Annotated in this window: 25 protein-coding genes; 10 read left to right on the forward strand and 15 right to left on the reverse strand. The window is 56.0% G+C overall.

All coding sequences use genetic code 11. The features are described from left to right. Window positions 1–110: 110 nt before the first annotated feature. On the forward strand, window positions 111–1,088 hold the full coding sequence (locus AACY09_RS13940; protein ID WP_339488860.1) for an NADPH:quinone oxidoreductase family protein: 978 nt from the start codon (window positions 111–113) through the stop codon (window positions 1,086–1,088). A 46-nt stretch (window positions 1,089–1,134) separates the two neighbouring features. Here AACY09_RS13940 and AACY09_RS13945 read toward each other — a convergent pair whose 3' ends face one another. The 5 genes from AACY09_RS13945 to AACY09_RS13965 all read right to left on the reverse strand — a co-directional run bounded on the left by AACY09_RS13945 (window position 1,135) and on the right by AACY09_RS13965 (window position 6,669). Further along, window positions 1,135–2,103 (reverse strand): CDP-6-deoxy-delta-3,4-glucoseen reductase, encoded by a 969-nt coding sequence (locus AACY09_RS13945; protein WP_339488861.1) that lies wholly within the window; start codon window positions 2,101–2,103, stop codon window positions 1,135–1,137. An 11-nt stretch (window positions 2,104–2,114) separates the two neighbouring features. Then, complete coding sequence (gene ubiD, locus AACY09_RS13950) at window positions 2,115–3,581, reverse strand: 4-hydroxy-3-polyprenylbenzoate decarboxylase (RefSeq protein WP_339488862.1); 1,467 nt, start codon at window positions 3,579–3,581, stop codon at window positions 2,115–2,117. Window positions 3,582–4,022: 441 nt separating this feature from the next. Then, complete coding sequence (rho, locus tag AACY09_RS13955; RefSeq protein WP_087518683.1) at window positions 4,023–5,282, reverse strand: transcription termination factor Rho; 1,260 nt, start codon at window positions 5,280–5,282, stop codon at window positions 4,023–4,025. A 235-nt stretch (window positions 5,283–5,517) separates the two neighbouring features. Continuing rightward, entirely contained in the window at window positions 5,518–5,844 is a 327-nt protein-coding gene (gene trxA, locus AACY09_RS13960) for a thioredoxin TrxA (protein ID WP_339488867.1), read from the reverse strand. A gap of 117 nt (window positions 5,845–5,961) precedes the next feature. Next, on the reverse strand, window positions 5,962–6,669 hold the full coding sequence (locus tag AACY09_RS13965) for a FadR/GntR family transcriptional regulator (RefSeq protein ID WP_339488869.1): 708 nt from the start codon (window positions 6,667–6,669) through the stop codon (window positions 5,962–5,964). A 285-nt stretch (window positions 6,670–6,954) separates the two neighbouring features. Here AACY09_RS13965 and AACY09_RS13970 point away from each other — a divergent pair, with 285 nt between their 5' ends. The 5 genes from AACY09_RS13970 to ppx all read left to right on the forward strand — a co-directional run bounded on the left by AACY09_RS13970 (window position 6,955) and on the right by ppx (window position 11,589). Beyond that, window positions 6,955–7,740, forward strand: coding sequence for a transporter substrate-binding domain-containing protein (locus tag AACY09_RS13970; RefSeq protein WP_339488870.1), 786 nt, complete (start codon window positions 6,955–6,957; stop codon window positions 7,738–7,740). Between the two features lie 29 nt (window positions 7,741–7,769). Further along, entirely contained in the window at window positions 7,770–8,435 is a 666-nt protein-coding gene (locus tag AACY09_RS13975; protein ID WP_339488872.1) for an amino acid ABC transporter permease, read from the forward strand. Beyond that, window positions 8,435–9,082 carry an amino acid ABC transporter permease gene (locus AACY09_RS13980; protein ID WP_339488874.1) on the forward strand — a complete coding sequence of 216 codons (648 nt, stop codon included), beginning with the start codon at window positions 8,435–8,437 and terminating at the stop codon, window positions 9,080–9,082. Before AACY09_RS13975 ends, AACY09_RS13980 begins: the two co-directional genes overlap by 1 nt. Continuing rightward, window positions 9,069–9,800 carry an amino acid ABC transporter ATP-binding protein gene (locus AACY09_RS13985; protein WP_339488876.1) on the forward strand — a complete coding sequence of 244 codons (732 nt, stop codon included), beginning with the start codon at window positions 9,069–9,071 and terminating at the stop codon, window positions 9,798–9,800. The genes AACY09_RS13980 and AACY09_RS13985 overlap by 14 nt, the downstream gene beginning before the upstream one ends. Window positions 9,801–10,086: 286 nt before the next feature. Beyond that, window positions 10,087–11,589 (forward strand): exopolyphosphatase, encoded by a 1,503-nt coding sequence (gene ppx, locus AACY09_RS13990; RefSeq protein ID WP_339489370.1) that lies wholly within the window; start codon window positions 10,087–10,089, stop codon window positions 11,587–11,589. Here ppx and ppk1 read toward each other — a convergent pair. Beyond that, complete coding sequence (ppk1, locus tag AACY09_RS13995; RefSeq protein WP_339488879.1) at window positions 11,576–13,786, reverse strand: polyphosphate kinase 1; 2,211 nt, start codon at window positions 13,784–13,786, stop codon at window positions 11,576–11,578. The two genes, ppx and ppk1, sit on opposite strands and share 14 nt — an antisense overlap. A gap of 18 nt (window positions 13,787–13,804) precedes the next feature. After that, window positions 13,805–14,818, reverse strand: coding sequence for a porphobilinogen synthase (gene hemB, locus AACY09_RS14000; protein ID WP_339488881.1), 1,014 nt, complete (start codon window positions 14,816–14,818; stop codon window positions 13,805–13,807). A gap of 260 nt (window positions 14,819–15,078) precedes the next feature. Here hemB and AACY09_RS14005 point away from each other — a divergent pair, with 260 nt between their 5' ends. Further along, complete coding sequence (locus AACY09_RS14005) at window positions 15,079–15,687, forward strand: DedA family protein (RefSeq protein WP_339488882.1); 609 nt, start codon at window positions 15,079–15,081, stop codon at window positions 15,685–15,687. A gap of 24 nt (window positions 15,688–15,711) precedes the next feature. Here AACY09_RS14005 and AACY09_RS14010 read toward each other — a convergent pair whose 3' ends face one another. Further along, window positions 15,712–16,947 (reverse strand): sterol desaturase family protein, encoded by a 1,236-nt coding sequence (locus tag AACY09_RS14010; protein ID WP_339488884.1) that lies wholly within the window; start codon window positions 16,945–16,947, stop codon window positions 15,712–15,714. 303 nt (window positions 16,948–17,250) lie between these two features. Between AACY09_RS14010 and elbB the strand changes: the two genes are divergently transcribed. Continuing rightward, window positions 17,251–17,922 (forward strand): isoprenoid biosynthesis glyoxalase ElbB, encoded by a 672-nt coding sequence (gene elbB / locus AACY09_RS14015; RefSeq protein WP_339488886.1) that lies wholly within the window; start codon window positions 17,251–17,253, stop codon window positions 17,920–17,922. Between the two features lie 141 nt (window positions 17,923–18,063). After that, window positions 18,064–18,534, forward strand: coding sequence for a thioesterase family protein (locus AACY09_RS14020; RefSeq protein ID WP_339488887.1), 471 nt, complete (start codon window positions 18,064–18,066; stop codon window positions 18,532–18,534). Window positions 18,535–18,555: 21 nt separating this feature from the next. On the opposite strand, the gene AACY09_RS14025 is transcribed toward AACY09_RS14020, so the two are convergent. The 5 genes from AACY09_RS14025 to AACY09_RS14045 all read right to left on the reverse strand — a co-directional run bounded on the left by AACY09_RS14025 (window position 18,556) and on the right by AACY09_RS14045 (window position 24,277). Continuing rightward, complete coding sequence (locus AACY09_RS14025) at window positions 18,556–19,011, reverse strand: YaiI/YqxD family protein (RefSeq protein WP_339488889.1); 456 nt, start codon at window positions 19,009–19,011, stop codon at window positions 18,556–18,558. An 85-nt stretch (window positions 19,012–19,096) separates the two neighbouring features. Beyond that, window positions 19,097–20,998: a cytochrome c/FTR1 family iron permease gene (locus tag AACY09_RS14030; protein WP_339488890.1), complete on the reverse strand. Its 1,902-nt coding sequence runs from the start codon at window positions 20,996–20,998 to the stop codon at window positions 19,097–19,099. Between the two features lie 203 nt (window positions 20,999–21,201). After that, entirely contained in the window at window positions 21,202–21,543 is a 342-nt protein-coding gene (locus AACY09_RS14035; RefSeq protein ID WP_339488892.1) for an enhanced serine sensitivity protein SseB C-terminal domain-containing protein, read from the reverse strand. 81 nt (window positions 21,544–21,624) lie between these two features. Then, window positions 21,625–22,257 (reverse strand): LysE family transporter, encoded by a 633-nt coding sequence (locus AACY09_RS14040; protein ID WP_339488894.1) that lies wholly within the window; start codon window positions 22,255–22,257, stop codon window positions 21,625–21,627. A 103-nt stretch (window positions 22,258–22,360) separates the two neighbouring features. Then, entirely contained in the window at window positions 22,361–24,277 is a 1,917-nt protein-coding gene (locus tag AACY09_RS14045) for an ATP-binding cassette domain-containing protein (protein ID WP_339488896.1), read from the reverse strand. A 50-nt stretch (window positions 24,278–24,327) separates the two neighbouring features. On the opposite strand from AACY09_RS14045, the gene AACY09_RS14050 reads away from it, so the two are divergent. Further along, window positions 24,328–24,792: a TIGR02444 family protein gene (locus tag AACY09_RS14050; RefSeq protein ID WP_339488897.1), complete on the forward strand. Its 465-nt coding sequence runs from the start codon at window positions 24,328–24,330 to the stop codon at window positions 24,790–24,792. A gap of 4 nt (window positions 24,793–24,796) precedes the next feature. Here the strand turns inward: AACY09_RS14050 and AACY09_RS14055 are convergent, their stop codons facing one another. Both AACY09_RS14055 and rsd read right to left on the reverse strand, forming a co-directional pair. After that, entirely contained in the window at window positions 24,797–26,050 is a 1,254-nt protein-coding gene (locus AACY09_RS14055; RefSeq protein ID WP_339488898.1) for an AlgP family protein, read from the reverse strand. Between the two features lie 387 nt (window positions 26,051–26,437). Continuing rightward, complete coding sequence (gene rsd / locus AACY09_RS14060) at window positions 26,438–26,911, reverse strand: sigma D regulator (RefSeq protein WP_339488900.1); 474 nt, start codon at window positions 26,909–26,911, stop codon at window positions 26,438–26,440. Between the last annotated feature and the right edge of the window lie 48 nt (window positions 26,912–26,959).

Raw genomic sequence — 26,959 nt, forward strand, 5'->3', positions numbered from 1 at the left:
CCGCGCCCAAGCACAATGCTTATGCTGCACCATTACAAGCAACCATGCTCGTTGACCCAACCTTTCAGCGCTCTACACTGCGCCCCATAACTTGAAAAAGGATGCGCCCGATGAAAGCTGTGTTATGCAAAGCCTTTGGCCCAGCTGAAACGCTGGTTGTGGAAGAGACCGCTAACCCTGAAGCGAAGAAAAACGAAGTGGTCATCGACGTGCACTGCGCCGGCGTCAACTTTCCTGACACGCTGATCATCGAAGGCAAATACCAGTTCAAGCCCCCCTTCCCGTTCTCCCCAGGCGGCGAAGCATCTGGAGTCGTGAGTTCTGTGGGCGAAAAAGTCAGCCACCTCAAAGTCGGCGACCGGGTCATGGCGCTGACCGGCTGGGGCAGCTTTGCCGAACAAGTGGCAGTGCCCAGTTACAACGTGATGCCAGTGCCCAAGTCGATGGATTTCCCAAGCGCGGCCGCTTTCGGCATGACCTACGGCACCTCTATGCACGCCCTTAAACAGCGCGCCAACATTCAGCCAGGCGAAACCCTGCTGGTACTCGGCGCATCCGGCGGTGTGGGTCTCGCAGCAGTCGAAATCGGTAAAGCCATGGGCGCCAAAGTCATTGCCGCCGCCAGCAGCGCGGAAAAACTCGCAGTGGCAAAAGCCGCAGGGGCGGATGAGCTGATCAATTACAGCGAGAGCAACCTCAAAGAGGAAGTGAAACGCCTTACCGGTGGCCAGGGCGCCGACGTGATCTACGACCCGGTCGGTGGTGACTTATTTGATCTGGCGGTGCGCAGCATTGCCTGGAATGGTCGCTTGCTGGTCGTGGGCTTTGCCAGTGGCCGCATTCCTGAAGTGCCGGTGAACCTGATGCTGCTAAAAGGCGCATCGGTGGTCGGTGTGTTCTGGGGCTCATTTGCCCAGCGTCAGCCGCAAGACAACTTGGCCAACTTCCAGCAACTCTTCGCCTGGCACACTGAAGGCAAGCTCAAGCCCCTTGTCTCCGAGACCTTCGCGCTGGAAAAAGCGGCTGACGCCATCAACCTGCTCGGCCAGCGCAAAGCTGTCGGCAAGGTCGTGGTTCAGGTTCGATAGACTTAAAGGCTGCCTGGCTAATGCTGCCAGGCAGCATTAGCTTGATTTACTCGCGCGGCGCATAGGCGAATACATCGGCGCGCATTTGGTGTGCATCCATCCCCGCATCAACCAATGCATCAAGAGTACCGTAAACCATCGGCGGTGAGCCGCTGGCATAGACGTGCAGCGCCTTGAGGTCGCTAAAGTCCTCGCTGACCGCTTCATGTAACAGGCCACAGCGGCCCTGCCAACCACACTGATCACTGACGACTTTGTGCAGGGTCAGGTTCTCCAGTTGCTGCCAATCGGCCCAGTGCGGCAAATCATAAAAATCATCCGGGTTGCGAGCCCCCCAATACAGATGTACCGGGTGCTTAAAGCCGGTTTCGCGGCAGTGCTCGATCAAACTGTGCATCTGCGCCATGCCGGTGCCCGCGGCGATCAACACCAAGGGCCCTTCAGGCAACTCGGCCAAATGAGTATCGCCAAAGGGCAACTGCACCCGAACAAAGCCCTGTTGTTGCAAGCGCTTGATCAGGGCCTGGGTTTCTTCATCACGGGCTAGGATATGCAGCTCAAGATCGCGTCCCGCGTGCGGAGCAGAAGCCAGGGAGAAGGCGGCGTAGTCATCTTCAGCGCGCTGCAACAGCAAATACTGACCGGCGTGATAACGCGGCAGCTTGCCCGCAGGCGCACGCAAGCACAGGCGATAAACATCACCACCGACATCTGCGCAACTGACAATCTGACAAGAGAAGTCGCGCACCGGTAATTCACCCGGTGCCAGCACACCATCCCAAAGCAGCACGCAGTCCTCTAGCGGCTCAGCCAGACAGGTGAATAATTCACCGTGGTCAATCTCGCTGCCGTTTTGGCTAACCCGGCCTTCAACCAGCAACGCGGCACAGATATGGCAATTACCGTTACGGCAGCTCTGTGGACAATCAAAGCCCTGACGCCTCGCCGCATCGAGAATGCGCTCTCCGGGCTGTACGCTGACTTCGGCGCCCGAAGGCTGCAAGATAACGTTCATCGTGCGGTCCATCAGTCAATCCCTAGCTCGGCCCACATGTCATCGATCTTACGCTTGACGGCATCGTCCTGCACAATCGCCCGACCCCACTCGCGAGTGGTTTCCCCAGGCCATTTGTTGGTGGCATCCAGTCCCATCTTCGAACCCAGACCTGAAACTGGAGAAGCGAAATCAAGGTAATCAATCGGCGTATTCTCGATCATCACGGTGTCGCGTGCCGGGTCCATGCGAGTGGTGATTGCCCAGATAACATCATTCCAGTCACGGGCATTGACGTCATCATCGGTGACGATAACAAACTTGGTGTACATAAACTGACGCAAGAATGACCACACGCCGAGCATCACGCGCTTGGCATGCCCTGGATACTGCTTCTTGATGGTCACCACCGCCATGCGATAGGAGCAACCTTCCGGCGGCAGATAGAAATCGGTGATTTCCGGAAACTGCTTTTGCAGAATCGGTACGAACACCTCATTGAGTGCCACACCTAAAATTGCCGGCTCATCCGGTGGCCGGCCGGTGTAGGTGCTGTGATAAATAGGCTTTTGCCGACGGGTAATACGCTCAACGGTAAAGACCGGAAAGCTGTCCACTTCGTTGTAGTAACCCGTGTGGTCGCCATAAGGGCCTTCGTTAGCCATCTCGCCCGGATGGATCACTCCCTCAAGGACAATTTCAGCACTGGCTGGCACCTGCAAGTCACTGCCACGGGCCTTGATCAGTTCGGTTTTGTTACCTCGCAACAAACCGGCAAAGGCATACTCAGACAAGCTGTCCGGCACCGGCGTTACGGCGCCGAGAATAGTCGCCGGGTCGGCGCCCAGGGCAACAGCCACCGGATAGGGACGATCCGGGTACTTCTGGCACCACTCGCGAAAATCCAATGCGCCGCCACGATGGCTGAGCCAACGCATGATGACTTTGTTGCGGCCGATCACCTGCTGGCGATAAATACCCAGATTCTGACGTTCTTTGTTCGGGCCCTTGGTGATGGTCAGCCCCCACGTGATCAACGGGCCGACGTCGCCTGGCCAGCAGGTTTGCACGGGCAGCTTGGTCAGGTCGACGTCATCGCCTTCTTCGATCACTTCCTGGCAGGGGGCGTCTTTGAGTACCTTGGGTGCCATCGACAGCACTTTGCGGTAGATCGGCAGTTTGTCCCACGCATCTTTCAGCCCTTTAGGCGGCTCGGGCTCCTTGAGAAACGCCAGTAACTTGCCAATTTCGCGCAGCTCACTCACCGCCTCTGCCCCCATGCCCAGCGCCACCCGCTGCGGCGTGCCGAACAGATTGCCGAGCACCGGCATCTCGAACCCGGTCGGGTTCTCGAACAGCAACGCAGGCCCTGCTTTACGCAGAGTACGGTCACAAATTTCAGTCATTTCCAGCACGGGAGAAACCGGTGTCTGGATACGCTTGAGTTCGCCGCGCTTTTCCAAGCCGCTGATAAAGTCGCGCAGATCGCGATACTGCATGCAGGAGCCTCGTGTCAGGCAGAGCCATCGAAGCGCAAAGTTTAGCGCCCCACTCAGTTATTCAGAAGTGCAAAAGCCAATTCACACAAACACAAAAGCCGGGAGATACCCGGCTTTTGCTAGATCTAGCCACTTCAGGACTGCAACAAACCGCTTGTGCGCTTTCTCAAAGTCCGAGGTCGCGCGTGCAAAGGTCAGGCAAGGCGAAAATCGTCGAAGAAGCGCAGTGTACGTCTGTACATGAGCATTCTGAGCCGGCTTTCAACGCAGCATCACCGCAGCACGCACGGCCGCAAGCCAATCACTCAAAGTCCGAGGTCGCGTGTGCAAAGGTCAGGCAAGGCAGAAATTACCGAGGCCGCGCAGTGTACGAGTAGTACATGAGCACGCCGAGGTAACTTCTAACGCAGCATCACCGCAGCACACACGGCCGCACGCCAATCACTTACGCTTCATGGACATGAAAAACTCTTCATTAGTCTTGGTCGCCTTAAGCTTGTCGATCAAGAACTCGATGGCAGCGATCTCATCCATCGGGTGCAGCAACTTACGCAGAATCCAAATGCGCTGCAGCTCGTCTTCTGCAGTCAGCAACTCTTCGCGGCGGGTACCGGAGCGGTTGATGTTGATTGCAGGGAAAACGCGCTTCTCGGCGATACGACGATCCAAAGGCAGTTCCATGTTACCGGTACCTTTGAATTCTTCGTAAATCACTTCATCCATCTTCGAGCCGGTTTCAACCAGCGCGGTCGCAAGAATGGTCAGCGATCCACCTTCTTCGATGTTACGTGCGGCGCCGAAGAAACGTTTTGGCTTCTCCAGGGCGTGGGCATCAACACCACCAGTCAGTACCTTGCCGGAGCTAGGAATAACAGTGTTGTAGGCACGCGCTAGACGGGTGATCGAGTCGAGCAGAATGACCACATCTTTCTTGTGCTCAACCAGACGCTTGGCCTTCTCGATAACCATTTCTGCAACCTGCACGTGGCGGGTTGGCGGCTCATCGAAGGTCGAAGCAACCACTTCGCCGCGCACCGTGCGCTGCATTTCAGTTACTTCTTCCGGGCGCTCATCGATCAACAGAACGATCAGGTGACACTCAGGATTGTTGCGTGTGATGTTGCTGGCAATGTTCTGCAGCATGATGGTCTTGCCCGCTTTTGGCGGCGCAACAATCAGACCACGCTGACCTTTACCAATCGGCGCACACAGGTCGATAACGCGACCGGTGATGTCTTCCGTGGAGCCATTACCGGCTTCCATGACCAGACGCTTAGTTGGGAACAGCGGCGTCAGGTTTTCGAACAGAATTTTGTTCTTCGCGTTCTCAGGACGATCGTAGTTGATCGTGTCGACCTTGAGCAGTGCGAAGTAGCGCTCGCCCTCTTTCGGCGGGCGAATTTTACCAACGATGGTATCGCCGGTGCGCAGGTTGAAACGACGGATCTGGCTTGGCGAGACGTAAATATCGTCTGGGCCCGCGAGATACGAGGCATCAGCGGAACGGAGGAAGCCGAAACCGTCCTGGAGAATTTCCAGCACGCCATCACCGGAAATTTCTTCGCCGCCTTTGGAATGTCTTTTCAGTAACGAGAAGATCACATCCTGCTTGCGCGAGCGGGCCATGTTGTCGATGCCCATCTGTTCTGCCATTTCCAGCAGTTCAGTGATCGGCTTTTGCTTGAGTTCGGTCAGATTCATAGGAATGACGTAATCATTGTGAGGAGGGAAAATAAGCTATTAGCTTGGGAGGCCGCGCCGCACTTGAAGGCGACTGGATCGCGAAATGATTCGTAAAGGAATGCGTCGGCGACGGCTATGCAGGGGGCTGTATAGGAAATACAGCGAGACCGAATGTAACATCGTGCAAATGCGCACGTCTAGCCTTTAAATACAAAAAAGCCCCGATATTTTCGGGGCCATTTCACAAAACTGCTTAGATATTGCTATCTAGAAACGCTGTCAGTTGCGACTTCGACAGTGCGCCAACCTTGGTCGCTTCAACGTTGCCATTCTTGAACAGCATCAGCGTTGGAATACCGCGAACGCCGTACTTAGGTGGCGTGTCTTGGTTTTCGTCGATGTTCAGTTTGCAGACCTTGAGCTTGCCTTGGTAAGTCTGGGCAATCTCGTCGAGAACCGGTGCAATCATTTTGCACGGGCCACACCACTCAGCCCAGTAGTCGACCAGAATAGCGCCTTCGGCTTGAATAACTTCTTGGTCAAAGCTTGCGTCGCTGACGTTGGTGATGAATTCGCTCATGGAAATCTCCGTGTTCGGAAGCAACAAAATTGGCAGACATCATAGCGCGGCTTTTCCATCACAGCTAGAAAAGCACAATTGCGTTTTTCAATGATCCAATACAATTTCCGTATCGAACTAGTCCCCAAGCGTGATGAAAGCTATTCCGGTGCGCAGTGCTGCAGCCCGTATATGTTGCTGCATAGCCTTCTGCGCCGGTGCTTTTGCCCGACGCCCAAGCGCCTTGAGGATCTTAGTATGTTCGCGCCAGGTTTCCAGCGCACGCTCGGGACGGATAAAGGGCAATTTCTGACTTTCGAGGAAAATTTCGGCACTCGAGGTGACAATTCCGAGCATCGCCTGATTACCACTGGCCTGCAGAATTCGTCGATGAAAGTCAAAATCCAGCTCGGATGCCCGCTCAAAATCACCTGCCCGCAGCTCTAAGCGCATCTGCTCGACGTTATCTTGAAGAGCGTCCAACTCTTGCGCGCCTAATGTCACGGCCGCCAGACCGCAGGCGAAGCCCTCCAGCGCATAACGAAGCTGAAAGGTGTCGGCTGCCGATATCTGCGCCGCAAACGGCCACGCGAAACCAATGTTGGCTGTGCTTTGTAATGGCGGCGCCTGGACAAACACCCCTTTACCCGGCTGCACACTGACCATACCCAGCGCACTCAGGGACGACAAGGCTTCGCGTAATGAGGTGCGGCTGACGCCAAGGCGCTGCGCCAAATCCCGCTGGGAGGGCAGTGCATCACCCGCGCGATAATCTTCTTGTTCAATCAGATCGCGGATGGCTTGCAAGGCATATTCGGGTACAGCGCGGGGCGTGGGCGCATGCATAACTGTTCGGGCCGGTCAGTCCAGTGAGACTGCCTTTGTAAGGCCATTTAGCCCTCGCTGGCAAGCTGCGCCCCGCGATCGCTCAGGGGGTTGAGTCGGTGCACCGAGATGAAGCGCATATGCTTTCGACCGATCGGTCAGATTCGCCAACTGTTCAGACCAGTAAGACCTTGTTTTGCAAAAGCAATAATCGTAAGTGCATGAATCTACTGGCTATTGGCATAACTGATGCAATCGAACATTTATCGAATTGTTCGAATTTTATTAGCCAGTCGGGAGACAGCCATGATCCAAGCTAACCGCAGCCTACTCAGCGTCCTGTTCGCCAGCCTGATGCTGAGCATTACTTCAGCCCATGCTGACGGCCTCAGTGACATCAGCGAGCGCGGCGTATTGAAAGTTGCAGTGCCGCAAGACTTTCCGCCTTTTGGCTCGGTCGGCCCAGACCTGAAACCTCGCGGTTTGGATATCGACACCGCACAACTGCTGGCAGACAAACTCTCGGTCAAACTTGAACTGACGCCAGTCAACAGCACCAACCGCATCCCATTTCTGACCACTGGCAAAGTCGATCTGGTCATTTCCAGCTTGGGTAAAAACCCTGAGCGCGAATCAGTGATTGATTTCTCTGATGCCTACGCGCCGTTTTATTTAGGGGTATTTGGTCCTGAGGACAGCGCCGTGACCTCATTGGCTGATCTGTCAGGTAAAACCATCAGCGTTACCCGTGGCGCGATCGAAGATATCGAACTGAGCAAAGTTGCACCTAAAGACGCCACTATCAAACGTTTCGAAGACAACAACTCAACCATTGCCGCTTACCTCTCGGGCCAAGTTGACCTTATCGCCAGCGGCAACGTGGTGATGTCAGCCATCGCCGAGCGCAATCCCAAGCGCGTGCCGTCAATGAAGCTGAACCTGAAAAACTCACCGACCTATGTGGGCATGAACAAAAACCAACCCGCTTTGCTCGACAAGGTTAACCAGATCATCGGCGCTGCCAAGACCGACGGCAGCCTCAATAGCATCAGTGAAAAATGGTTGAAGCAGCCCCTTCCTGCCGACCTTTAAGCCTTCAACCTTGATGGAGGCCTGACTCGATGGCGTACCAATTCAACTTTCTTCCCGTTCTTGAAAATGCTGATCTGTTGCTGCAAGGCGCAATGTTTACCCTCGGCCTGACCCTGATTGGTACTGTGCTCGGTGTTGGGTTAGGGATTGTCGGTGCAGGATTACGTGCCTGGCAGATCAGCCCCTTCAACCGGGTCTTTGCGCTCTACGTTGAGTTGATACGCAACACGCCATTTATTGTTCAGCTGTTTTTCATTTTCTTCGGCCTGCCAGCACTTGGCGTGCGCATGAATGAGTGGGAAGCCGCCGTGCTGGCGATGGTGATTAATTTGGGCGCCTACTCAACGGAGATCATCCGCGCCGGCATTCAGGCCGTGCCGTCCGGTCAACTCGAAGCAGCATCTGCATTGGCCATGAACCGCCTTGAGACGTTTCGCTATGTGGTCTTACGCCCAGCTTTGAGCAAGGTCTGGCCCGCGCTATCAAGCCAGATAATCATCGTCATGCTGGGCTCATCGGTGTGCTCGCAGATATCCACCGAAGAGCTGTCGTTCGCCGCCAACTTTATCCAGTCACGCAACTTTCGCGCCTTCGAAACCTACCTGGTGACGACGCTGCTGTACTTGACCATGGCGATCATCATTCGCCAATTACTCGCGTGGCTTGGCCGACGCTTTATTGTTGGAGCACGCTAATGGATTTCACCCTTTGGGACATTCTGCGCAACTTGCTCACCGGCTTGCAGTGGACACTGTTGTTGTCATTGGTGGCCTTTGTCTGCGGTGGAATTGCCGGGCTTCTGGTTTTGCTGGCGCGTATCGGCCCCTTTCAGTCATTGCGGGTTCTGGCATACGGCTACATTGAGCTGTTCCAGGGCACGCCGCTGCTGATGCAGCTATTTATGGTGTTTTTCGGCGTTGCCCTGCTGGGTATCGACGTTTCACCTTGGCTCGCCGCCGCCATCGCCCTCACCCTTTTCACCAGCGCATTTCTCGCCGAAATTTGGCGCGGCTGTGTCGAGTCAATCCCGCGGGGCCAGTGGGAGGCTTCAGAAAGCCTAGCGTTGTCGCGCTTGGAAGTCCTACGTCACGTGGTGCTGCCACAAGCCATGCGCATTGCTATCGCACCCACTGTTGGCTTCTCGGTGCAGGTCGTCAAAGGCACCGCTGTCACCTCGATTATTGGCTTTACCGAACTGACCAAAACCGGCGGCATGCTGGCAAACGCCACCTTCGAACCCTTCATGGTGTATGGCTTCGTTGCGCTGGGTTACTTCTTGCTTTGCTTCCCCCTATCGTTTGCTGCTCACCGCCTGGAAAGGAGGCTCAATGTCACTGCTTAATGTCAGCGCCTTGCACAAGTACTATGGCGATAATCACGTGCTCAAGGGCATCGACCTTGAAGTTGCCGAAGGCGAAGTCGTCGCCATCATCGGTCGCAGTGGCTCGGGTAAAAGCACCCTGCTACGCACCCTTAACGGGCTGGAATCGATCAATGACGGGGTTATCGAAGTCGACGGCGAATACCTTGATGCCGCGAGGGCCGATCTACGCAGCCTGCGGCAAAAAGTCGGAATGGTCTTTCAGCAATTCAATCTATTTCCTCACCTCTGCGTGGGCGAGAACGTGATGCTCGCACCCCAGGTGGTTAAAAAGCTGCCCCGTGAAAAGGCCGCAACGCTTGCTAAACAGATGCTTGAGCGAGTCGGACTTGGCGAGAAGTTTTCTGCCTTTCCGGAGCAGCTTTCCGGGGGCCAGCAGCAACGCGTAGCTATTGCACGAGCCTTGGCCATGTCACCCAAGGTATTGCTCTGCGACGAGATCACCTCGGCGCTGGATCCGGAGCTGGTGAATGAGGTGCTTGCGGTGGTCAAACAATTGGCAAGCGAAGGCATGACCCTGATCATGGTCACCCATGAGATGCGCTTCGCCCGTGAAGTCGGTGACAAGCTGGTGTTTATGCATCAGGGCAAAGTGCATGAGGTGGGCGATCCAAAACAGCTATTTGCCGAACCGCAAACCGTCGAGCTGCGCAATTTCATCAGTTCTGTTCATGCATGAGCGAAAGACTCGACAGGACCTTGGCGCTGCGTGCAGAACCCTTGACCCCGCAAGGCGTTTGAACCCTTCGGTGATGAGCAAGACCTAAAGCAACCGCTGTGGGTCTCGCTATAATAGGTTTCTTAAGATTTATTCAGGCATGACTGAAACCCTTGGCAAGTGCAAGCTTGCCAGCGTCGTAGGCGTTGATAACCCGTAAAAAGATCGGCTGCCAGAGTGCTAGGCGTTGGCGTGATCAGTTGATCGTGGCACGATGGGCGCGTTCAGCATCGAGATATCCAATGCCATGCCAGAAAACGCTAATGAGTCATTCCCATTGATTGCCGCTATCGACCTTGGCTCCAACAGCTTTCATATGGTGTTAGCCAAAGCGGATCATGGCGAAATTCGCATTCTTGAACGCCTCGGTGACAAGGTGCAACTCGCCGCAGGTATCAATGAGGAGCGGCTTCTCAACGAAGAGGCCATGCAACGCGGTATCGACTGTTTGCGCCGGTTTGCCCAGCTCACCGCCAATCTGCCCCAAGGTGCAGTCCGCGTCGTGGCCACCAATGCCTTGCGTGAAGCACGCAATCGCGCAGAATTTATTCAACGTGCAGAAGAGGTGCTTGGCCACCCGGTTGAGGTCATTTCTGGACGTGAAGAAGCGCGGCTGATCTATCTGGGTGTATCCCACAGCATTGCCGACACGCCCGGCAAGCGCCTGGTCGCTGATATCGGCGGCGGCAGTACCGAGTTCATCATTGGCCAACGCTTCGAACCGTTGCTGCGCGAAAGCCTGCAAATGGGTTGCGTCAGTTATACCCAGCGCTTCTTCAAAGATGGCAAAATTACCCAAGCGCGTTATGCCCAAGCCTATACCGCTGCACGGCTGGAGATCATGGGTATCGAGCATGCACTGCGACGCCTGGGCTGGGAGGAAGCCGTGGGTGCTTCTGGCACCATCAAGGCGATCGGTCTGACCATTCAAGCGGCAGGTTTGGGTAAAGGCGAGGTGAACAGCGAAGGACTGGCCTGGCTCAAGCGAAAAGTGCTCAAGTTGGGTGACGTGGATAAACTTGATTTCGACGGGATCAAAGTTGATCGGCGCAGCATCTTCCCTGCAGGTTTGGCGATTATGGAGGCCATCTTCGACGCCTGCGAACTGAGCAGCATGTCGCACTCCGAAGGCGCTCTGCGTGAAGGCGTTCTCTATGACTTACTCGGTCGCCATCATCACGAAGATGTCCGTGAGCGCACGCTGAGCGCGCTGATGGAGCGCTATCACGTTGACCTTGATCAAGCTGCCCGCGTCGAGTCCAAAGCCCTCGAAGGCCTTGCACAGGTTGAAAAGGCGTGGTCGCTGAAAGAGGACTGGCATAAAGAATTACTGGTCTGGGCGGCACGGGTCCACGAACTGGGACTGGATATAGCCCACTATCAGTATCACAAGCACGGCGCCTACCTGGTTGAGCATTCAGATTTGGCCGGCTTTTCACGCATCGACCAACAGATGCTGGCATTACTGATACGCGGTCACCGGCGCAATATTCCCAAGGATAAGCTCGCTGAATTCGGCAAAGAAGGCATCAAGCTGATTCGGCTGTGCGTACTGCTGCGCTTTGCGATCCTGTTCCACCACATTCGCAGCACTCAGGAAATGCCCCAGGTTGAGCTGAAAGCCTCTGGGCAAAGCCTTGAATACCGCTTCCCGGATGGCTGGCTGGAAGCCAACCCGCTCACCCAGGCTGACTTCACCCAAGAAGCCGAATGGCTGAAACGGGTCGGTATCGAACTCAGCGTGCGCTGACCAGCGGGACTGTCAGTTTATCCAGCAAGCCGGCCTGCGCACTGCGCGGGTTCTGGTTGCCGGTCGGACTGCTGCGCAAGTAACGCCCGTCAGGCTGCAATACCCAGCTGTGGGTGTTGTCGCTGAGGTACATTTCCAGCTCTTTCTTGACCCGCAAAATCAGCTTCTTGCCTTCAACCGGGAACGCAGTTTCCACGCGTTTATCAAGGTTGCGCTCCATCCAGTCGGCACTCGACAGGTAGATTTTTTCTTCTCCTTCATTGAGAAAGTAGAAGACCCGCGTGTGCTCAAGGAAGCGACCAATAATCGAACGCACCTGAATATTGTGCGAAACCCCGGGGATCCCTGGCCGCAGGCAGCACATGCCGCGCACCACCAGATCAATTTTGACCCCGCTCTGGCTGGCTTTGTACAAGGCCCGAATAATTTTCGGATCCGTCAGCGAGTTGAACTTGGCCATGATGTGCGCCGGCTTGCCTTCGGTGGCCAGCAAGGTTTCTTTGGCGATCATGTCGAGTAAGGTTTTCTTCAGGGTAAACGGCGCATGCAGCAACTTCTTCATGCGCAGGGTTTTACCCATGCCGATTAACTGGCTAAACATTTTCGAAACGTCTTCACAGAGCGCAACATCTGCCGTTAACAAGCTGTAGTCGGTATAAAGGCGTGCGTTACCCGCGTGATAGTTACCCGTTCCCAAGTGGGCGTAGCGAACGATGTCTCCACTTTCACGGCGCAGGATCAGCATCATCTTGGCGTGGGTTTTAAAGCCAACAACGCCGTAAATCACCACAGCGCCCGCGGCCTGCAAGCGGCTCGCCAGTTGCAAGTTGGACTCTTCATCGAAGCGGGCACGCAGTTCAATAACCGCCGTAACCTCTTTACCGTTACGCGCCGCTTCAACCAGCGCATCGACGATTTCCGAGTTAGCGCCCGAGCGATACAGGGTTTGCTTGATTGCCAGGACGTGCGGGTCTTTTGCCGCTTGGCGCAGCAGGTCTACGACCGGAGTAAAGGACTCAAAGGGGTGTAACAAGAGGATATCTTGCTTGCTCACCACGTTGAAAATGTTATCGCTGTTCTGCAGCAGCTTTGGAATAACCGGGGTAAACGGGGTGTACTGCAGCTCTGGATGGCTTTCCAAACTGGTGACGCTGAACAGGCGGGTCAAGTTGACCGGGCCGCTTACACAGTACAGCTCACTCTCGGCCAGACCGAATTGCTTGAGCAGGTAATCACTGAGATTTTTCGGGCAGCTGTCCACAACCTCAAGGCGCACCGCATCACCATAGCGGCGCGAGAACAGTTCGCCACGCAGAGCACGCGCCAAGTCTTCAACGTCCTCGGTATCCACCGACAAATCGGCGTTGCGTGTAAGGCGGAACTGGTAGCAGCCCTTTACTTTCATGCCGACGAACAAATCATCGGCATGGGCGTGGATCATTGATGACAAGAACACATAATTGGCACCCGGACCGCCAACCTCTTCCGGTACCCGGATAATCCGCGGCAGCAGCCGTGGCGCCGGGATAATCGCCAAACCCGAGTCGCGACCGAAGGCATCAATCCCTTCCAGTTCAACAATAAAGTTCAGGCTTTTGTTCACCAGCAGCGGGAACGGGTGCGTCGGGTCAAGACCAATAGGGGTGATGATGGGAGCGATCTCGTCGCGGAAGAAACGCCGCACCCACGCCTTGATCTTGGTGTTCCAGTTGCGGCGGCGGATAAAGCGCACATTGTGCTTTTCCAGCGCGGGTAACAGGGTGTCATTCAAAATCGTGTACTGACGCGAGACCTGCTCATGCACCAGCTCAGAAATACGCGCCAATGCCTGGTGCGGCTGCAAACCATCTGCCGCCGCTTGTTCGCGAGCAAAGGTGATCTGTTTTTTCAGGCCGGCGACACGAATTTCGAAGAATTCATCCAGATTGCTGGAGAAGATCAGCAAGAACTTCAGACGTTCCAACAACGGATAAGACTCATCCAGCGCCTGCTCAAGCACGCGGATGTTGAATTGCAGCTGAGACAGCTCGCGGTGAATATAAAGGCTGCTGTCATCCAGGCTTGGCACCACCATCGGCGGCGCAGGATGCACCTCGGCGGCCACGGGTGCAGCAGGAGCGGGCTCAACAACCTCAACCAGCGCCTCGACAGCAGCCGGCTCTTCAGTTTGCAATTCGGTCAATCCTTCGGTGTTCATTCGCGGGGTTCCTGGGGGCTATTGCCCTTGTTTTAACAGTTCGGCCGCACGCACGGCAAAGTAAGTCAGAATACCGTCAGCACCTGCTCGTTTAAAGCCAGTCAGCGATTCAAGAATCACCGCCTCGCTGAGCCAGCCATTCTGAATCGCCGCCATGTGCATGGCGTACTCTCCGCTGACTTGATAGACAAAGGTAGGCACCTTGAATTCCTGCTTAACGCGCCAGAGGATGTCGATATAGGGCATGCCGGGTTTGACCATGACCATGTCCGCACCTTCAGCCAGATCAGCTGCCACTTCGTGCAGCGCTTCGTCACCGTTGGCCGGGTCCATCTGATAAGTATTCTTGCTGCCCTTGCCCAGGTTTGCCGCTGAGCCCACGGCATCACGGAATGGCCCGTAGTAGGCACTGGCGTATTTGGCGGAGTAAGCCATGATCCGCACATTGGTATGGTCAGCCAGTTCCAATGCTTCACGGATAGCCTGAATACGCCCGTCCATCATGTCCGACGGGGCAACAACCTGAGCGCCAGCATCGGCATGGGACAGCGCTTGCTTGACCAATGCATCAACGGTGATGTCGTTCTGCACATAGCCGTCGGCATCGAGAATGCCGTCCTGACCATGGGTGGTGAACGGGTCCAGCGCCACGTCGCTGATTACACCCAGCTCGGGGAAGCGCGCACGCAATGCACGAATGGCACGCTGAGCAATGCCTTCGGGGTTCCATGCCTCGCTGCCATCCAGGGATTTTTTCTCAAGTGGCGTAACCGGAAATAAAGCCAAGGCCGGAATACCCAGCTCAACCCACTGTTCAGCCGCTTGCAGCAACAAGTCGATACTCAGGCGCTCGACCCCTGGCATCGACGGGATTTGCTCACGGCGATTGTCTCCATCGAGCACGAAAACCGGCAGAATCAGGTCATCAACACTCAGTCGGTTCTCACGCACCAGACGTCTGGAAAAATCATCACGACGGTTACGGCGCAGGCGTGTGGCGGGAAACAGACGGTTGGCAGGGGTAAAACTCACGACAGACTCCATAGCCCGTAATCACGGGCGAGTGTGACAGTTATAAACGAACATTATGACCAATTAATGACAGTCCTCCGCTGGCTGCGACTGCAGGTCGCAGCTGAGCCATTCAGCTACAAGACAGCGGCGTCAAGCCAGCAGACCGGGGCTTGGGTCGGGATATTGTGACCATCCAGTCCCGCGCCGTCGAGCACAGCCGAGTACTTCCCGCGCACCGGAAGGAGTAATCTAGCCGCCTTCACGGTTGAGACACCTTAATGCTGGAAAATTTCCTTCATCAGTTCGGTTATGTAGCGCTGGTTCTGGGCACTTTTATCGAAGGCGAGGCCTCGGTACTGCTCGGCGCGTACCTAGCCCTGCAAGGCTACTTAAAGATCGAGTGGGTGGCGTTTTTTGCGTTCTGCGGCACCCTCGCGACGGATCAATGGTGGTACTTCCTGGGCCGCCGACATGGTCGCAGGTTGCTCGCGAAAAACCCTAAATGGCAAAAGGCAGGTGACAAGGCACTGCGTCACCTGCGGCGCAATACCGATTTATGGGTTCTGAGCTTTAGATTTATTTACGGCATGCGCATGGTCATGCCGATTGCAATTGGCTTATCCGGCTACTCGTGGCGCCGCTACCTGCTGCTCGACAGCATTGCCGTTGCGATATGGTCGATTGGCATTAGCTACGCGGCTTATCACCTCGGCAGCGCCTTGCAGTCAGTACTCGGCGACCTGCGGCGCTATGAGTTCTACCTGCTGGGCAGCATCGCGGTGATTGGCTTAAGCCTGTGGCTATACAAGCTGCGAGCGGCTCGCAAGCGGCGTGAGGTGCTTAGCGAGCCGCAGGCAGCCGATGGCCACGACCATTCAGCTAGCTAGGGTAAGCCGCATGCAAAGCATTACTCAGGCGGCAACCGGCTGATCACCACGGCGCTCAGCCAACAGCGCAACACAACTCAAGGCGCTGTAAACCGCCAGCAGCAACCACGCCGAACCACTCATACTGAGCACGGCTTGCTGGTCGGCCAACCACAGCAAGGGCACATTAAGCGCAAGCCGCAGCAATTCAAGGCGCGTCGCCCAATCGCGGTTTTCCAGCCACATGCCAATGCAGTACAAGCCAAAGCCTACCCAGATGCAGCCCGCCAATAGCACCGGCACACTGAGCTGCCCAGCGTTGGCCATTAGATAACTGCCGCCAAGCACATAAACGCTAAATTGTAGCGTTGCGTAAACCTTGCGATAGAGACGCAGCGGCACATCAAATTTCACAAACTGGCTCAGGTCGGGCTTGGCCTGCGGATAGGCCGCGGCAACATCTGCCGGGCGCCACCCCGTGCGCATAAACCAGATGCGCAGCTTGTCCCAAGTGGATGAGGTGCGTTTAGCGTCCTGCCACAGCGCCGCATAGACCTGCAAATTGGCCCAGAGGGGATTCCAACTGGCCAAGGGCGTGGTCACACCAAACACCACAGGGTGCTCGTCGAGCTCTTCCTGGAACGAGCCAAACAATCGATCCCAGAGGATAAATACACCGCCGTAGTTACGGTCCATATAAATCTGGTTTTGCGCATGATGCACCCGATGGTTCGACGGTGTGATAAACACCCACTCAAACCAACCCAGCTTGGGAATGTGCCGCGTGTGCACCCAGAACTGATAAAGCAGGTTCAACGACGCCACCGCCAGAAACACCAATGGCGGTACGCCGATCAGAGCCATCGGCAGGTAAAATATCCAACCAAAGAGAAACCCCGTGCTGGTCTGGCGCAAGGCCGTGGTGAGGTTGTATTCCTCACTCTGGTGGTGCACCGAATGTGCCGCCCAAAGCACGCTGCGCTCATGACCCAAACGGTGGTTCCAGTAGTAGCATAAGTCGTAGAGCACAAAGGCAAACAGCCACACCCAAACGCTGTTCGCCGCTAGCTCAAGCTGGCCAAAATGCTCCCAGACGATGGTGTAGGTGAGCAAACCAATCACTTTAGTCACCAGTCCAACCGTGGTCGACAGCACGCCCGCACTCATGCTGTTGATCGAGTCAGAAAGGTTGTAGGTGCTGACACCACGCCAGCGATCTGCCAACAGTTCAAGGGCGATCAGTAAAAAGAAAAATGGCACTGCATAGAGGATGTAATTCATAGTTCAGCCGTATCGTTAGCAACTAGCTATTATTGTTCTGACGCTATCAGCATAGTTCAGGGATGCCGCTCGTTCGCGGCTGAACAAGCCAAATACAGTGGCAGATGACGACAAGTTGCCGCCAAGATGACTTGGCGCGACCTCCTGCTCAGATGCAACAATCCGGATGAATAACAGTCGAAGGTTTATGGCGCGCATGCTTGGCGCCGCAGCACCAGCTACATAATCCTTGGGGCGCCGGCGCACAGTGAGACATCCCGTCCATAGTGCCTACCGGCCTAATGCAATTAGGGGTGACCGATTATGAATAAAAAAGTAGCTGTAATTCTGTCCGGTTGTGGCGTGTATGACGGCGCCGAGGTCCAGGAAAGCGTAATCACCTTACTGCGCTTGGACCAACGCGGTGCACAGGTGCAGTGCTTCGCCCCCGATATTGCGCAACTGCATGTGGTCGACCACCTCAGCGGCGATGAAACCAACGAGACCCGCAATGTACTGGTCGAGTCTGCTCGCATCGCCCGTGGCGAAGTCAAAAATGTCACAGAGCTCAACGCGGAGAACTTTGATGCGCTGATTATTCCGGGCGGTTTTGGTGCGGCGAAGAACCTCTCTGACTTCGCCGTCACGGGTGCCAACTGCACGGTGCAACCGGACGTACTAAAAGCAGTGCAAAGCTTTGTTGCCATGAACAAACCCATTGGCTTGATGTGCATCGCACCGGCTATGGCTGGCCGCTTCTTCGGTGAGGGTGTCAATTGCACCATCGGCAACGACCCCGATACCGCGAGTGCACTGAGTGCAATGGGCGTTGTGCATCACGACTGTGAAGTTAGCGAGATTTTTGTGGATGAGAGCCGAAAATTGGTGACAACCCCTGCGTATATGCTGGCTCAATCAATCAGCGAAGCCGCATCAGGCATCTACAAGCTGGTCGACCGCGTATTGGAAATGGCGCACAAAGAACCTGCCAAGTGAGCTGACACTGGGCCCGAAACTTGGGGTTCCAGGTTTTTTGGCAGGCTATCCGGCCAATGAGCGCGGCACTCATGCCGCGCCTCTAGTCAGCGCCGGGAGAGTGCGGCAGCGTAAGGGATACTCTGCTTAGGTGAGCCGCCAATGTCTTTACCCCCCTTCGAATTGACCGATGAGCTTCAGCAAGCGGTCAGCAGCTTTTTCCAGCGCATTCCTTTCAACAACGTGATTGGCATCGAGATCGACGGCCTCTCGTCAGAGCAGGTGCTGATGAGCTTTGCCATGAGGGATGAGCTGATCGGCAACTTTATCCAGGGCATTCTGCATGGCGGGGTCATTTCTTCGGTCTTGGATGTCGCCGGCGGTGCAATGGCGCTAATTGGCGCATTTGAACGCCATCAACACCTCTCAAGCACTGAGCGGATGGCGCGTCTTTCCAAGCTGGGAACCATCGACCTGCGGGTCGATTATTTACGCCCCGGCCGTGGCCAGCGCTTTATTGCCAGTGCGGTTTTATTGCGCTCCGGCAATAAAGTCGCGGTGGTGCGCAGCGAGCTGCACAGCGACGACGGCACGCTGGTGGCTGTGGGGACCGGCACCTATCTGTGCGGCTGATTTAAAAGCGCCATCGCTGATTCAGTTTCGGCTTAAACGGGTAAGAATGCGGTCAAGGCTGTTGGCAAATTGCTGGCGGTCTTTGTCTGAGTATGCGCCCTGCCCGCCGCCCACCTGGCCTTGCTCGCGCAGGTCCGTGAATAAATTACGCACAGCGAGGCGCTCGCCCATATTGCGCTCATCAAACTCTTTACCACGCGGATCAAGGGCTGAAACGCCCTTCTTCACCAAACGGTCCGCCAAAGGCACATCACTGCATATCACCAACTCGCCGGGCACTGCATGCTCAACCAGATAGTCGTCGGCGGCATCCGGCCCGCTCGGCACCACAATCAGGCGCACACAGGCAAAATTCGGTCGCGGCTGGGCTTGTCCAGCAACCAGCACCACCTCAAAACCACGCTTTAAGGCGAACTTCACCACTTGATCTCGCGCTGCTCGCGGGCAGGCGTCTGCATCTATCCATACCCGGGTCATGCAGGGCTTCCTGTTGAATTCTCTCGCGCATTAAAAAACCCGGCGAGCACAATGGCAAGCCGGGTTTAGTTTTTCGGTTGTCGAATTAGCCGGCGCGCGTCTGCAAACGCTGGCGCTCCTTTGACCAACTGCGGCCATAAAGCAATGCAATTGCGATCAACGCCACCGCCTGGGCACTCAGGCTATAGGCGTCCGCATGGACACCCAACCAGTCGAACTCGAAGAAGTTGACCGGGCGCGTACTCAGCACCCCGGCTTCCTGCAAGGCCGCGATACCGTGGCCGGCAAAGACCACCGAGAGCACGCACAGCAGTATCGCATTGACGGTAAAGAAGGTTGCCAATGGCAGCTTGCGCGAACCACGCAGGATCACCCAAGCAACGCCCAGCAACAGGACCAAGGCCACACCAGCGCCGGCAAATACCATGTTGTGACCCGCAGGGCCAGCTTGCAGCCACAGGGTTTCGTAGAACAGGATCACCTCGAACAGCTCGCGGTAAACCGAGAAGAACGCCAGCAGGGCAAAACCAAAACGACCACCGCCGCCAACCAAGCTACTGTTGATATAACTCTGCCAAGCTGCCGCATGCCGACGGTCATGCATCCACACGCCCAGCCACAGCACCATCACACTGGCAAACAACGCCGTTGCGCCCTCCAGCAACTCGCGCTGGGCACCACTGACATCAATCAAGTAGGCAGCCAATGCCCAAGTGCCGAAACCGGCCAGCAGGGCTACGCCCCAACCCAGGTGCACACTGCGCACAGCTTGTTCCTGACCCGTATTGCGCAGGAATGCCAGGATCGCGGCAAGCACCAGAATGGCTTCAAGGCCTTCACGCAACAGAATCAGCAGACTGGAGATAAAGGTCAGTGAGGCTGACATGCCAGCACCACTGTCGAGCAATGCGGCTGACTTATCCAGCTCGGTCTTGGCATGGGCAAGGCGCTGCGCGGCTTCATCGACCGGGAGGTTGTCCTGCAATGCCTGACGATATGCCATCAGCGATTTTTCAGTGGTCTTGCGCTGCACTGAGTCAATATTGTCTAAAGCGCTCTCAACCAGCTCGAAACCTTCAAGGTAAGCCCCAACTGAAAGATCGTAAGCCTGTTCTTTGTCGCCATCGCGATAGGCTTTGAGGCTTTTAGTCAGGGTCAGCTCAGTGTGACCAATCAACTGCGCGGCCCCGCGCTTCTCAAGCGGTGGCGCTGCACGCTGCGCACGAAACAAGGCCGCGGCCGCTTTACCTTGCGCGGCCTCAACTTCAGCAGGGGTTTGTCCAGCCAGGCTGGCAATGCCGAAGGGGTTGCCATTACGCGATGAGTCGGCGGTGAAGCTGGCAATGTAGCTGGCCAGGTCCCAGCGCTGACGCTCATCAAGCTGGTCAGCAAAGGCGGCCATCTCGGTGCCTTCAACCCCTAAACCTATGGTGTTGTAGATGTCATACAGACTCAGGTGATCGAGCCGCGCGGCATTACGCAAGTTTGCTGGTGGCGGCTCAAGCCCCACACCCGCCGGACCATCACCCGCCCCTGTCGCGCCATGACACACCGCGCAGTTTTGAGCGAACAATGGCGCACCGCGTGCAGGGTCCGGGGTGATGGAGGGTGCCTGACTCACTTCATAACTCGATACCAGCAACGCTGCCAGTTGCCGCGCTTGTAGCGATACTGCCGCGCCTTCAGCACGCTGCTCAACCTGCTTGCGCAAGCGGGCAACACCCGCCTGTAACTGGTCATGGTGCTCATTGGCGGGCAACGCCAGCACTAAACCTTGAAGCACACCCAAAAATTCCAGTTGCTCGTGGTATTCACCTGGATCGACCACTTCACCACGGGCAACTGTTGCAGGGTAATCAGCGCCCAGATACCCCAGCAAGTGTAATGCCTGAGCCGTTCCTTCGGCAGGTTCGGCCATAGCCGTCAAGCTACAAAGTGCCAGTAGCGGCACCAGTAGCCACTTAAAATTAAGGCGTCGCGATTGCATACGGGACTCAATGTCAAATACGAATGTGTGTCGTTATATTGTTAGTCCCATAGCAACTTTCCTCAACCTATGAATGCATGCAGGCGAGTGACTATTTGTCGCAAAGCATCCGCAGGCTTTGCTGGCTATAGATTGAAACCCAGAAATGACCACGCCCCTAGAGGAAGGGAACTCGACTATGCAGTGTTACGCGGTTTAGGGGGTTAATCGCCGCTATAAAAGGGCTTGCAGGATTGGCGCAGCGAATTGGAAAAGGCGTCGTCTGATAGCTCTATCAGGTCCAGTTCCATGTCTTCCGGCAGCATCTCCGAAACAGCCGCCGCTAAACGGCGCTGCACGGCAATGCCACAAGGGCTGATCGCCAGCATCAATCGCGGCGCCTGAGTATTCCCAGGCCTACGCAATGCCACGAAGTAGGCTTGGGCAATCCGCAACTCAGCACAGGTAGGCGTCAGGGCTTTTTCTAAAGGCGGCAAGCTTAATGTAACAACAGTGGAGCGCGGCTTTTCTTCCGTGAGATCAGGCGTAATCAATGTCGACGACATGCTGTTACTCAGTCAAATAAATGCAGACCAAAGTCCTTCACGAGCGGTGATGCTCATACCTTTGAGCACGATCGTACCACATCAAACAGCCGCGCGACGAACCGTTGCCAACAAGCTTGCAGCACCGACAAAAAGCACCGCAAAACTGCGGTTCATAAGCCGCTGCTGACGAGGTGTACGCAGCATACGCAAGACCCGTGACGCGAGGCCTGTATAACCCGCCATAACAATCAGATCGACACAAATCATGGTCACTCCCATCACCGCATATTGCCCAAGCAGGGGCTCATGTGGGTTCAGAAACTGCGGCAACACTGCGAGCATGAAGACAATCGCCTTGGGGTTGCTGAAGTTGACCAGAAAGCCGCGCAAGACCAAGGTGACCGGGCGTCCAATTGGACGCTCTGAAGCCTCGGCATTAAGGTCGCTGGGCAGCGCCCGCCATTGCCGGTAAGCCAGGTAAACCAAATAGACCACCCCGAACCATTTGATCAGGCTGAACGCCAAGGCTGACGTCGCGAGAATAGCGCCGACCCCGGCCGCGACAATGATGATCTGCAGGAGCAAGCCAATCTGCAAGCCCAAGGCATTCCAGTAACCACGCCAAAAGCCATATTGCAGGCCCGCCGACATTGAGGCGATAGCACCAGCACCCGGCGAAAGGCTGATAATCCAGCACGCAACAAAAAATGCCAGCCAGGTTTCCAGCGCCATTAGCATGTCTCCAACACATAAAAAAAGGGGTCGCCAATAGCCTACCCCTTTCCTGCTAAACCGCCCAGTCCGGGCGATAGTCGTATGGGCTTGAGAGCAGCGCTTAGCTGGCTTCCTCCAGCTGCTTTTGCAGAGACTCCAGCATTTCCAGAGCCTCCATCCAGCGCTCTTCCAGATCCGCCTCAAGGCTCTTCAGCCTGGCTTGTTCGGCGAGCAGCTCGCGCAGCTCATCCTTGCGCGCAGCTTCATAGATCGCCCCATCACCGAGCTTGCCTTCAACCAGCGCCAGCTTTTCGTGCAACTGACCGAGTTGCTTCTCCAGCGCATCGGACTCGCGCTTGTGCGGCGCTAACTGTTGACGCAGCGCAGCAGCGGCCTGACGTTGCGCACGCTTATCGACAGCAACATCAGTACGCGTAGAGGGTGAAGCAGACGCAGGCGCTTGGCGAGCCCGGTAATCGACCAGCCAGCGGGTGTAGTCTTCAAGGTCACCATCGAATACGCGCATACCGCCATCAGCCACCAACAAAAACTCATCAGTGGTGCTTTTCAGCAAGTGACGGTCGTGCGAAACCACAACCACGGCGCCGGAAAACTCCTGCAGGGCCATGGTCAGGGCCAGACGCATTTCCAAGTCAAGGTGGTTAGTTGGCTCATCGAGCAGCAACAAGTTCGGCTTGCCCCAAGCAATCAGCGCCAAGGCCAAGCGGGCCTTTTCGCCACCAGAGAAGTTCTTCACCGGCTCGTCGCAACGTGGACCTCTGAAATCAAAACCGCCGAGAAAATCGCGTAGAACTTGTTCGCGCTCGGTGGGCGCCAGTCGCTGGAAATGCAAAAGCGGGCTGGCCTTATCGTCCAGTGCATCCAACTGGTGTTGCGCAAAATAGCCAACAACCAGATTCTCGCCACGCTGCAGGTGACCCGAAATCGGCTGTAATTCGTTGGCCAGGTTTTTTATCAGGGTCGACTTACCCGCACCATTAGGTCCCAACAAACCAATACGCGCACCGGGAGCGAGATTGAGTTTGACCTTTTCCAGGATCACCGTTTCGCCATAGCCGAGACGTGCGTCATCAAGATCCAGTAGCGGGCTTGAAATCTTGTCGGCTTCACGGAAACTAAAGTCAAAGGGTGAGTCAACGTGGGCCGGGGCCAACTCCTCAAGACGCTCAAGGGCCTTGATCCGGCTCTGCGCCTGACGTGCCTTGGTGGCTTGTGCTTTAAAGCGCGCGATGTACTTTTCCATGTGCGCACGCTGCGCTTGTTGCTTCTCGAAGGCTTGCTGCTGTTGAGCCAGACGTTCGGCACGGGTGCGCTCGAATGCCGAGTAGCCCCCGCGATAAAGCGTGAGCTTTTGTTGATCAAGATGAGCCACGTGATCCACAACTGCATCGAGAAAATCACGGTCGTGGGAAATCAACAACATGGTTCCCGGATAACTTTTCAGCCAGCCTTCGAGCCAAAGGATCGCATCGAGGTCAAGGTGGTTGGTTGGTTCATCGAGCAGCAACAGGTCGGATGGGCACATCAACGCCTGCGCCAAGTTCAGGCGCATCCGCCAGCCACCCGAAAAGTCGCCGACTTGGCGATCCATCTGAGCGTTGTCAAAACCTAGACCAGCGAGCAACTTCCGCGCACGCGCCTCAGCGGTGTAACCGTCTAGGCTGTCGAGCGCGGTGTGCAGACGCGCAACCGCTGCACCGTCGTGGTCGGCCTCGGCCCTGGCCAATTCGGCTTGCACCTGACGCAGTTCTACGTCACCGTCGAGTACATAGTCGACCGCGATGCGTTCGAGCACATCAACCTCTTGACGCATATGGGCGATACGCCAGTCGGCAGGCAACAAACAGTCACCTGCGTCGGCGCTTAGCTCGCCACGCAGCAAGGCAAACAGGCTGGATTTACCGGCGCCATTTGCACCGATCAGACCGGCTTTGTGGCCGGCGTGCAGGGTCATCTCAGCGTCTTCTAGGAGACGTTGAGGGCCACGCTGCAATGTAAGGTTCAAGAGTCGAATCATAATGGCGGCGGAGTCTATCAGAGTCCTTCGCGACAATCCCGGAAAGCACTATGTCCTCTGATCTGTGGCGATTCGCCGAACGCTTTTATCAACGCCCCGACGTGGAGCAAGCCTGTCTGACGCTGCAAGGCTTGGGCAGCGACGTGTGCTTACTGCTTTGCGCGGCATGGCTGGGCAAGCGCGGGGTTAGCTACGACCCGGAACTGGCTGAAAAAATGCGTCTGTTCGCGCGCCCTTGGCAACATGGAGTGGTCACTGCCCTGCGTCAAGTCAGACAAGACTGGCGTGCAGCCGCTAACCACGACAGCGAGTTGGCGCTATTACGGGAACAGGTTAAACGCCTTGAGATTGAGGCAGAACGGATACAGCTTCAGCGTTTAGCCGCATTGACGGTGGGCTGTCAGGATGGCCCAGAAGAAACCCTGATGACTTGGCTGCAGGGCATGGCGCCCGTGCTCAACGAAACAGGCCGCGATGCGCTAGAACAGCTGCACATCGCGGCCCAATACCGCTAACCGCTTAGGACTCGTTAGACGTCGAGCTGTTTGCGGGCGTTGCAGTTGGTGCGTTTGTCGGAGCGACACCGTTTGATGATGCGGCTGCACCATTAGCTGATGGCGTGGCAGGCTTAGCGGCTGGCTTGCGCGCCGCTGATGGCATACGGGCGATCGGCTTTGCTGCTGGAATATCAGTAACCGGGTGTGCTGCTGGAGCCTTGGCTGCAGGTTTCGCGACAGGCGCTTTTGCCGCCGTTGGTTTAGCGGCAGGCTTCGCTGCCGGCTTGGCTGCAGATTTAGCTGCTGGCTTTACGGCGGCTTTAGCTGCTGGCTTCGCTGCAGGTTTTGCTGCGGCCTTAGCCACAGGTTTAGCAGCCGCTTTAACCGCAGGTTTGGCGGCAGGCTTAGCGGCTGCCTTGGGCGCCGGCTTCACCGCTGGCTTAGCTGCAGGTTTGGCTGCTGCCTTAGCCACAGGTTTTGCGGCCGGTTTAGCGGCTGCTTTAGTCGCAGGTTTGGCTGCTGATTTAGCCGCCGGCTTGGCTGCAGCCGCGCGAGCAGGAGCAGCTTTTGCGGCAGCTGGCGTCCGGGCTGCCGGCGTCCGGGCAGCAGGTTTACGCGCAGCAGGTTTGGCAGCGACGGCTTTAGTTGCTGGTGCCTTGGCGCCGGTTTTTGCGGCGGCTGACTTAGCTGCAACTGGCTTCTTCGCTGCAGGTTTGGCTGCAGTACTTTTAGCCGCTGGTTTGGCCGCGGCGCGGGCAGGCGCAGGCTTGGCGGCGACAGGCGTACGAGCAGCAGGTTTGCGTGCTACCGGCTTACGAGCCGCGGGTTTGGCAGTTGCCGACTTAACGACGACAGGCTTAGCGTCGCGGCTGGCAATGGCTTTACTGGCAGCCTCTTTAACTTTACCAACACCTTGGGCCAACTTCAGACTTTCCTGGGCGTCACGCTTAAGCTTTACGATGTAGCCACGGGTTTCAGTCTGGCGCTCTTTGACGGCGTCCAACAGATCTTCAAGTTCGGCGACACTGGATTTCGCTTTCTTCTGCGCTTTGCTTTTACCAGCGCTGGCAGCACTTTCTAATTTGCCACGCGCTTTGTGCAGTTTTTCTTGAGCATTGCCGCGCTGCGTCTCCAGCTTGGCGAGCAGTTTCTCTGCGTCAACCAATGCTTTGCTGCATGCATCTTCCAGGAGCTCCATTAAGCTACCGGAGAGTTGCTGGAGTAAGTGCAACGGGGTCGATACCGATTTTTTGTTTGCGCTCTTTTTCGCCGACATGGCTCGCCTCCTGGCGGTTATTGATGAGCCCATACTAGACGCCTGACTCATCAGTCGCTAGTTCTCCGCTCATTTGTTGAATTATTGGCGAAAATATTTGCACAGCCGCTCATCAATTTTGAGCACTCACGCCGCCAATAACAGTACCTAAATTTATCTGACCTGCAATTTGGCAGAATGTGCCGCATCGCGATTCAAGTCGCTGCAAACTGATGTCTCAGACAGCAAAAAGCCCAGCACGGTGAACCCATGCTGGGCCTGCAAAGCATCTGTTAAAGCGCTTGAAACTGTAGCGTGGCACGGCACAAAATGCCGGGCTTTAAAAGTGCCTCAAACCTAACGAAGTGCTCGCGTGGAACAGCCCAAACCATTGGTTAGCCACACCACTTAAACAGCAGCCGTCGATTGCTCTTGATGTGAGTTGTGCAACACTTCGATCAGGCAGTCCTCAAGTTCAAACCGTTCGTGAAGTAATTCACCGAGGCGATTCAACTCTGCAACCAATGAAGCGTTATCACGGCAGTCACCATTGTCACAACGATCGTTGAATGACAGCGCGACCTCAGTGATGGAGTCAATGCGTGGATAAATTTGCTTGGCTAACTCGAGACCGCGCTCATCACCAAAAGCCTTGGCTTCGCTGGTGAGTTGTTCATAGACCTCAAAGTGGCCCGCAGAAACGTAATCGACCAACACCTCGCAGAACTTTTGAACAGCAGGTTCATTGGTACTCACAGCAGTGGTTGGCGCGCTGGCGGCAGAATAGGCCAGAACCAACTCCTCGCGTTCCTTGAGCCAACGATCAATCAGTAGGTGAACCCCACCCCATCGTTCCTGAGCGTTCTGACAACTATCGAGCATGATGACCTCACTCCCCTTATCGGTTTCACTGTTATACGCCCGATTCGA

Origin of the sequence: Pseudomonas sp. EL_65y_Pfl2_R95, assembly GCF_963971045.1 — a bacterium.
Taxonomy (GTDB): Bacteria; Pseudomonadota; Gammaproteobacteria; order Pseudomonadales; family Pseudomonadaceae; genus Aquipseudomonas.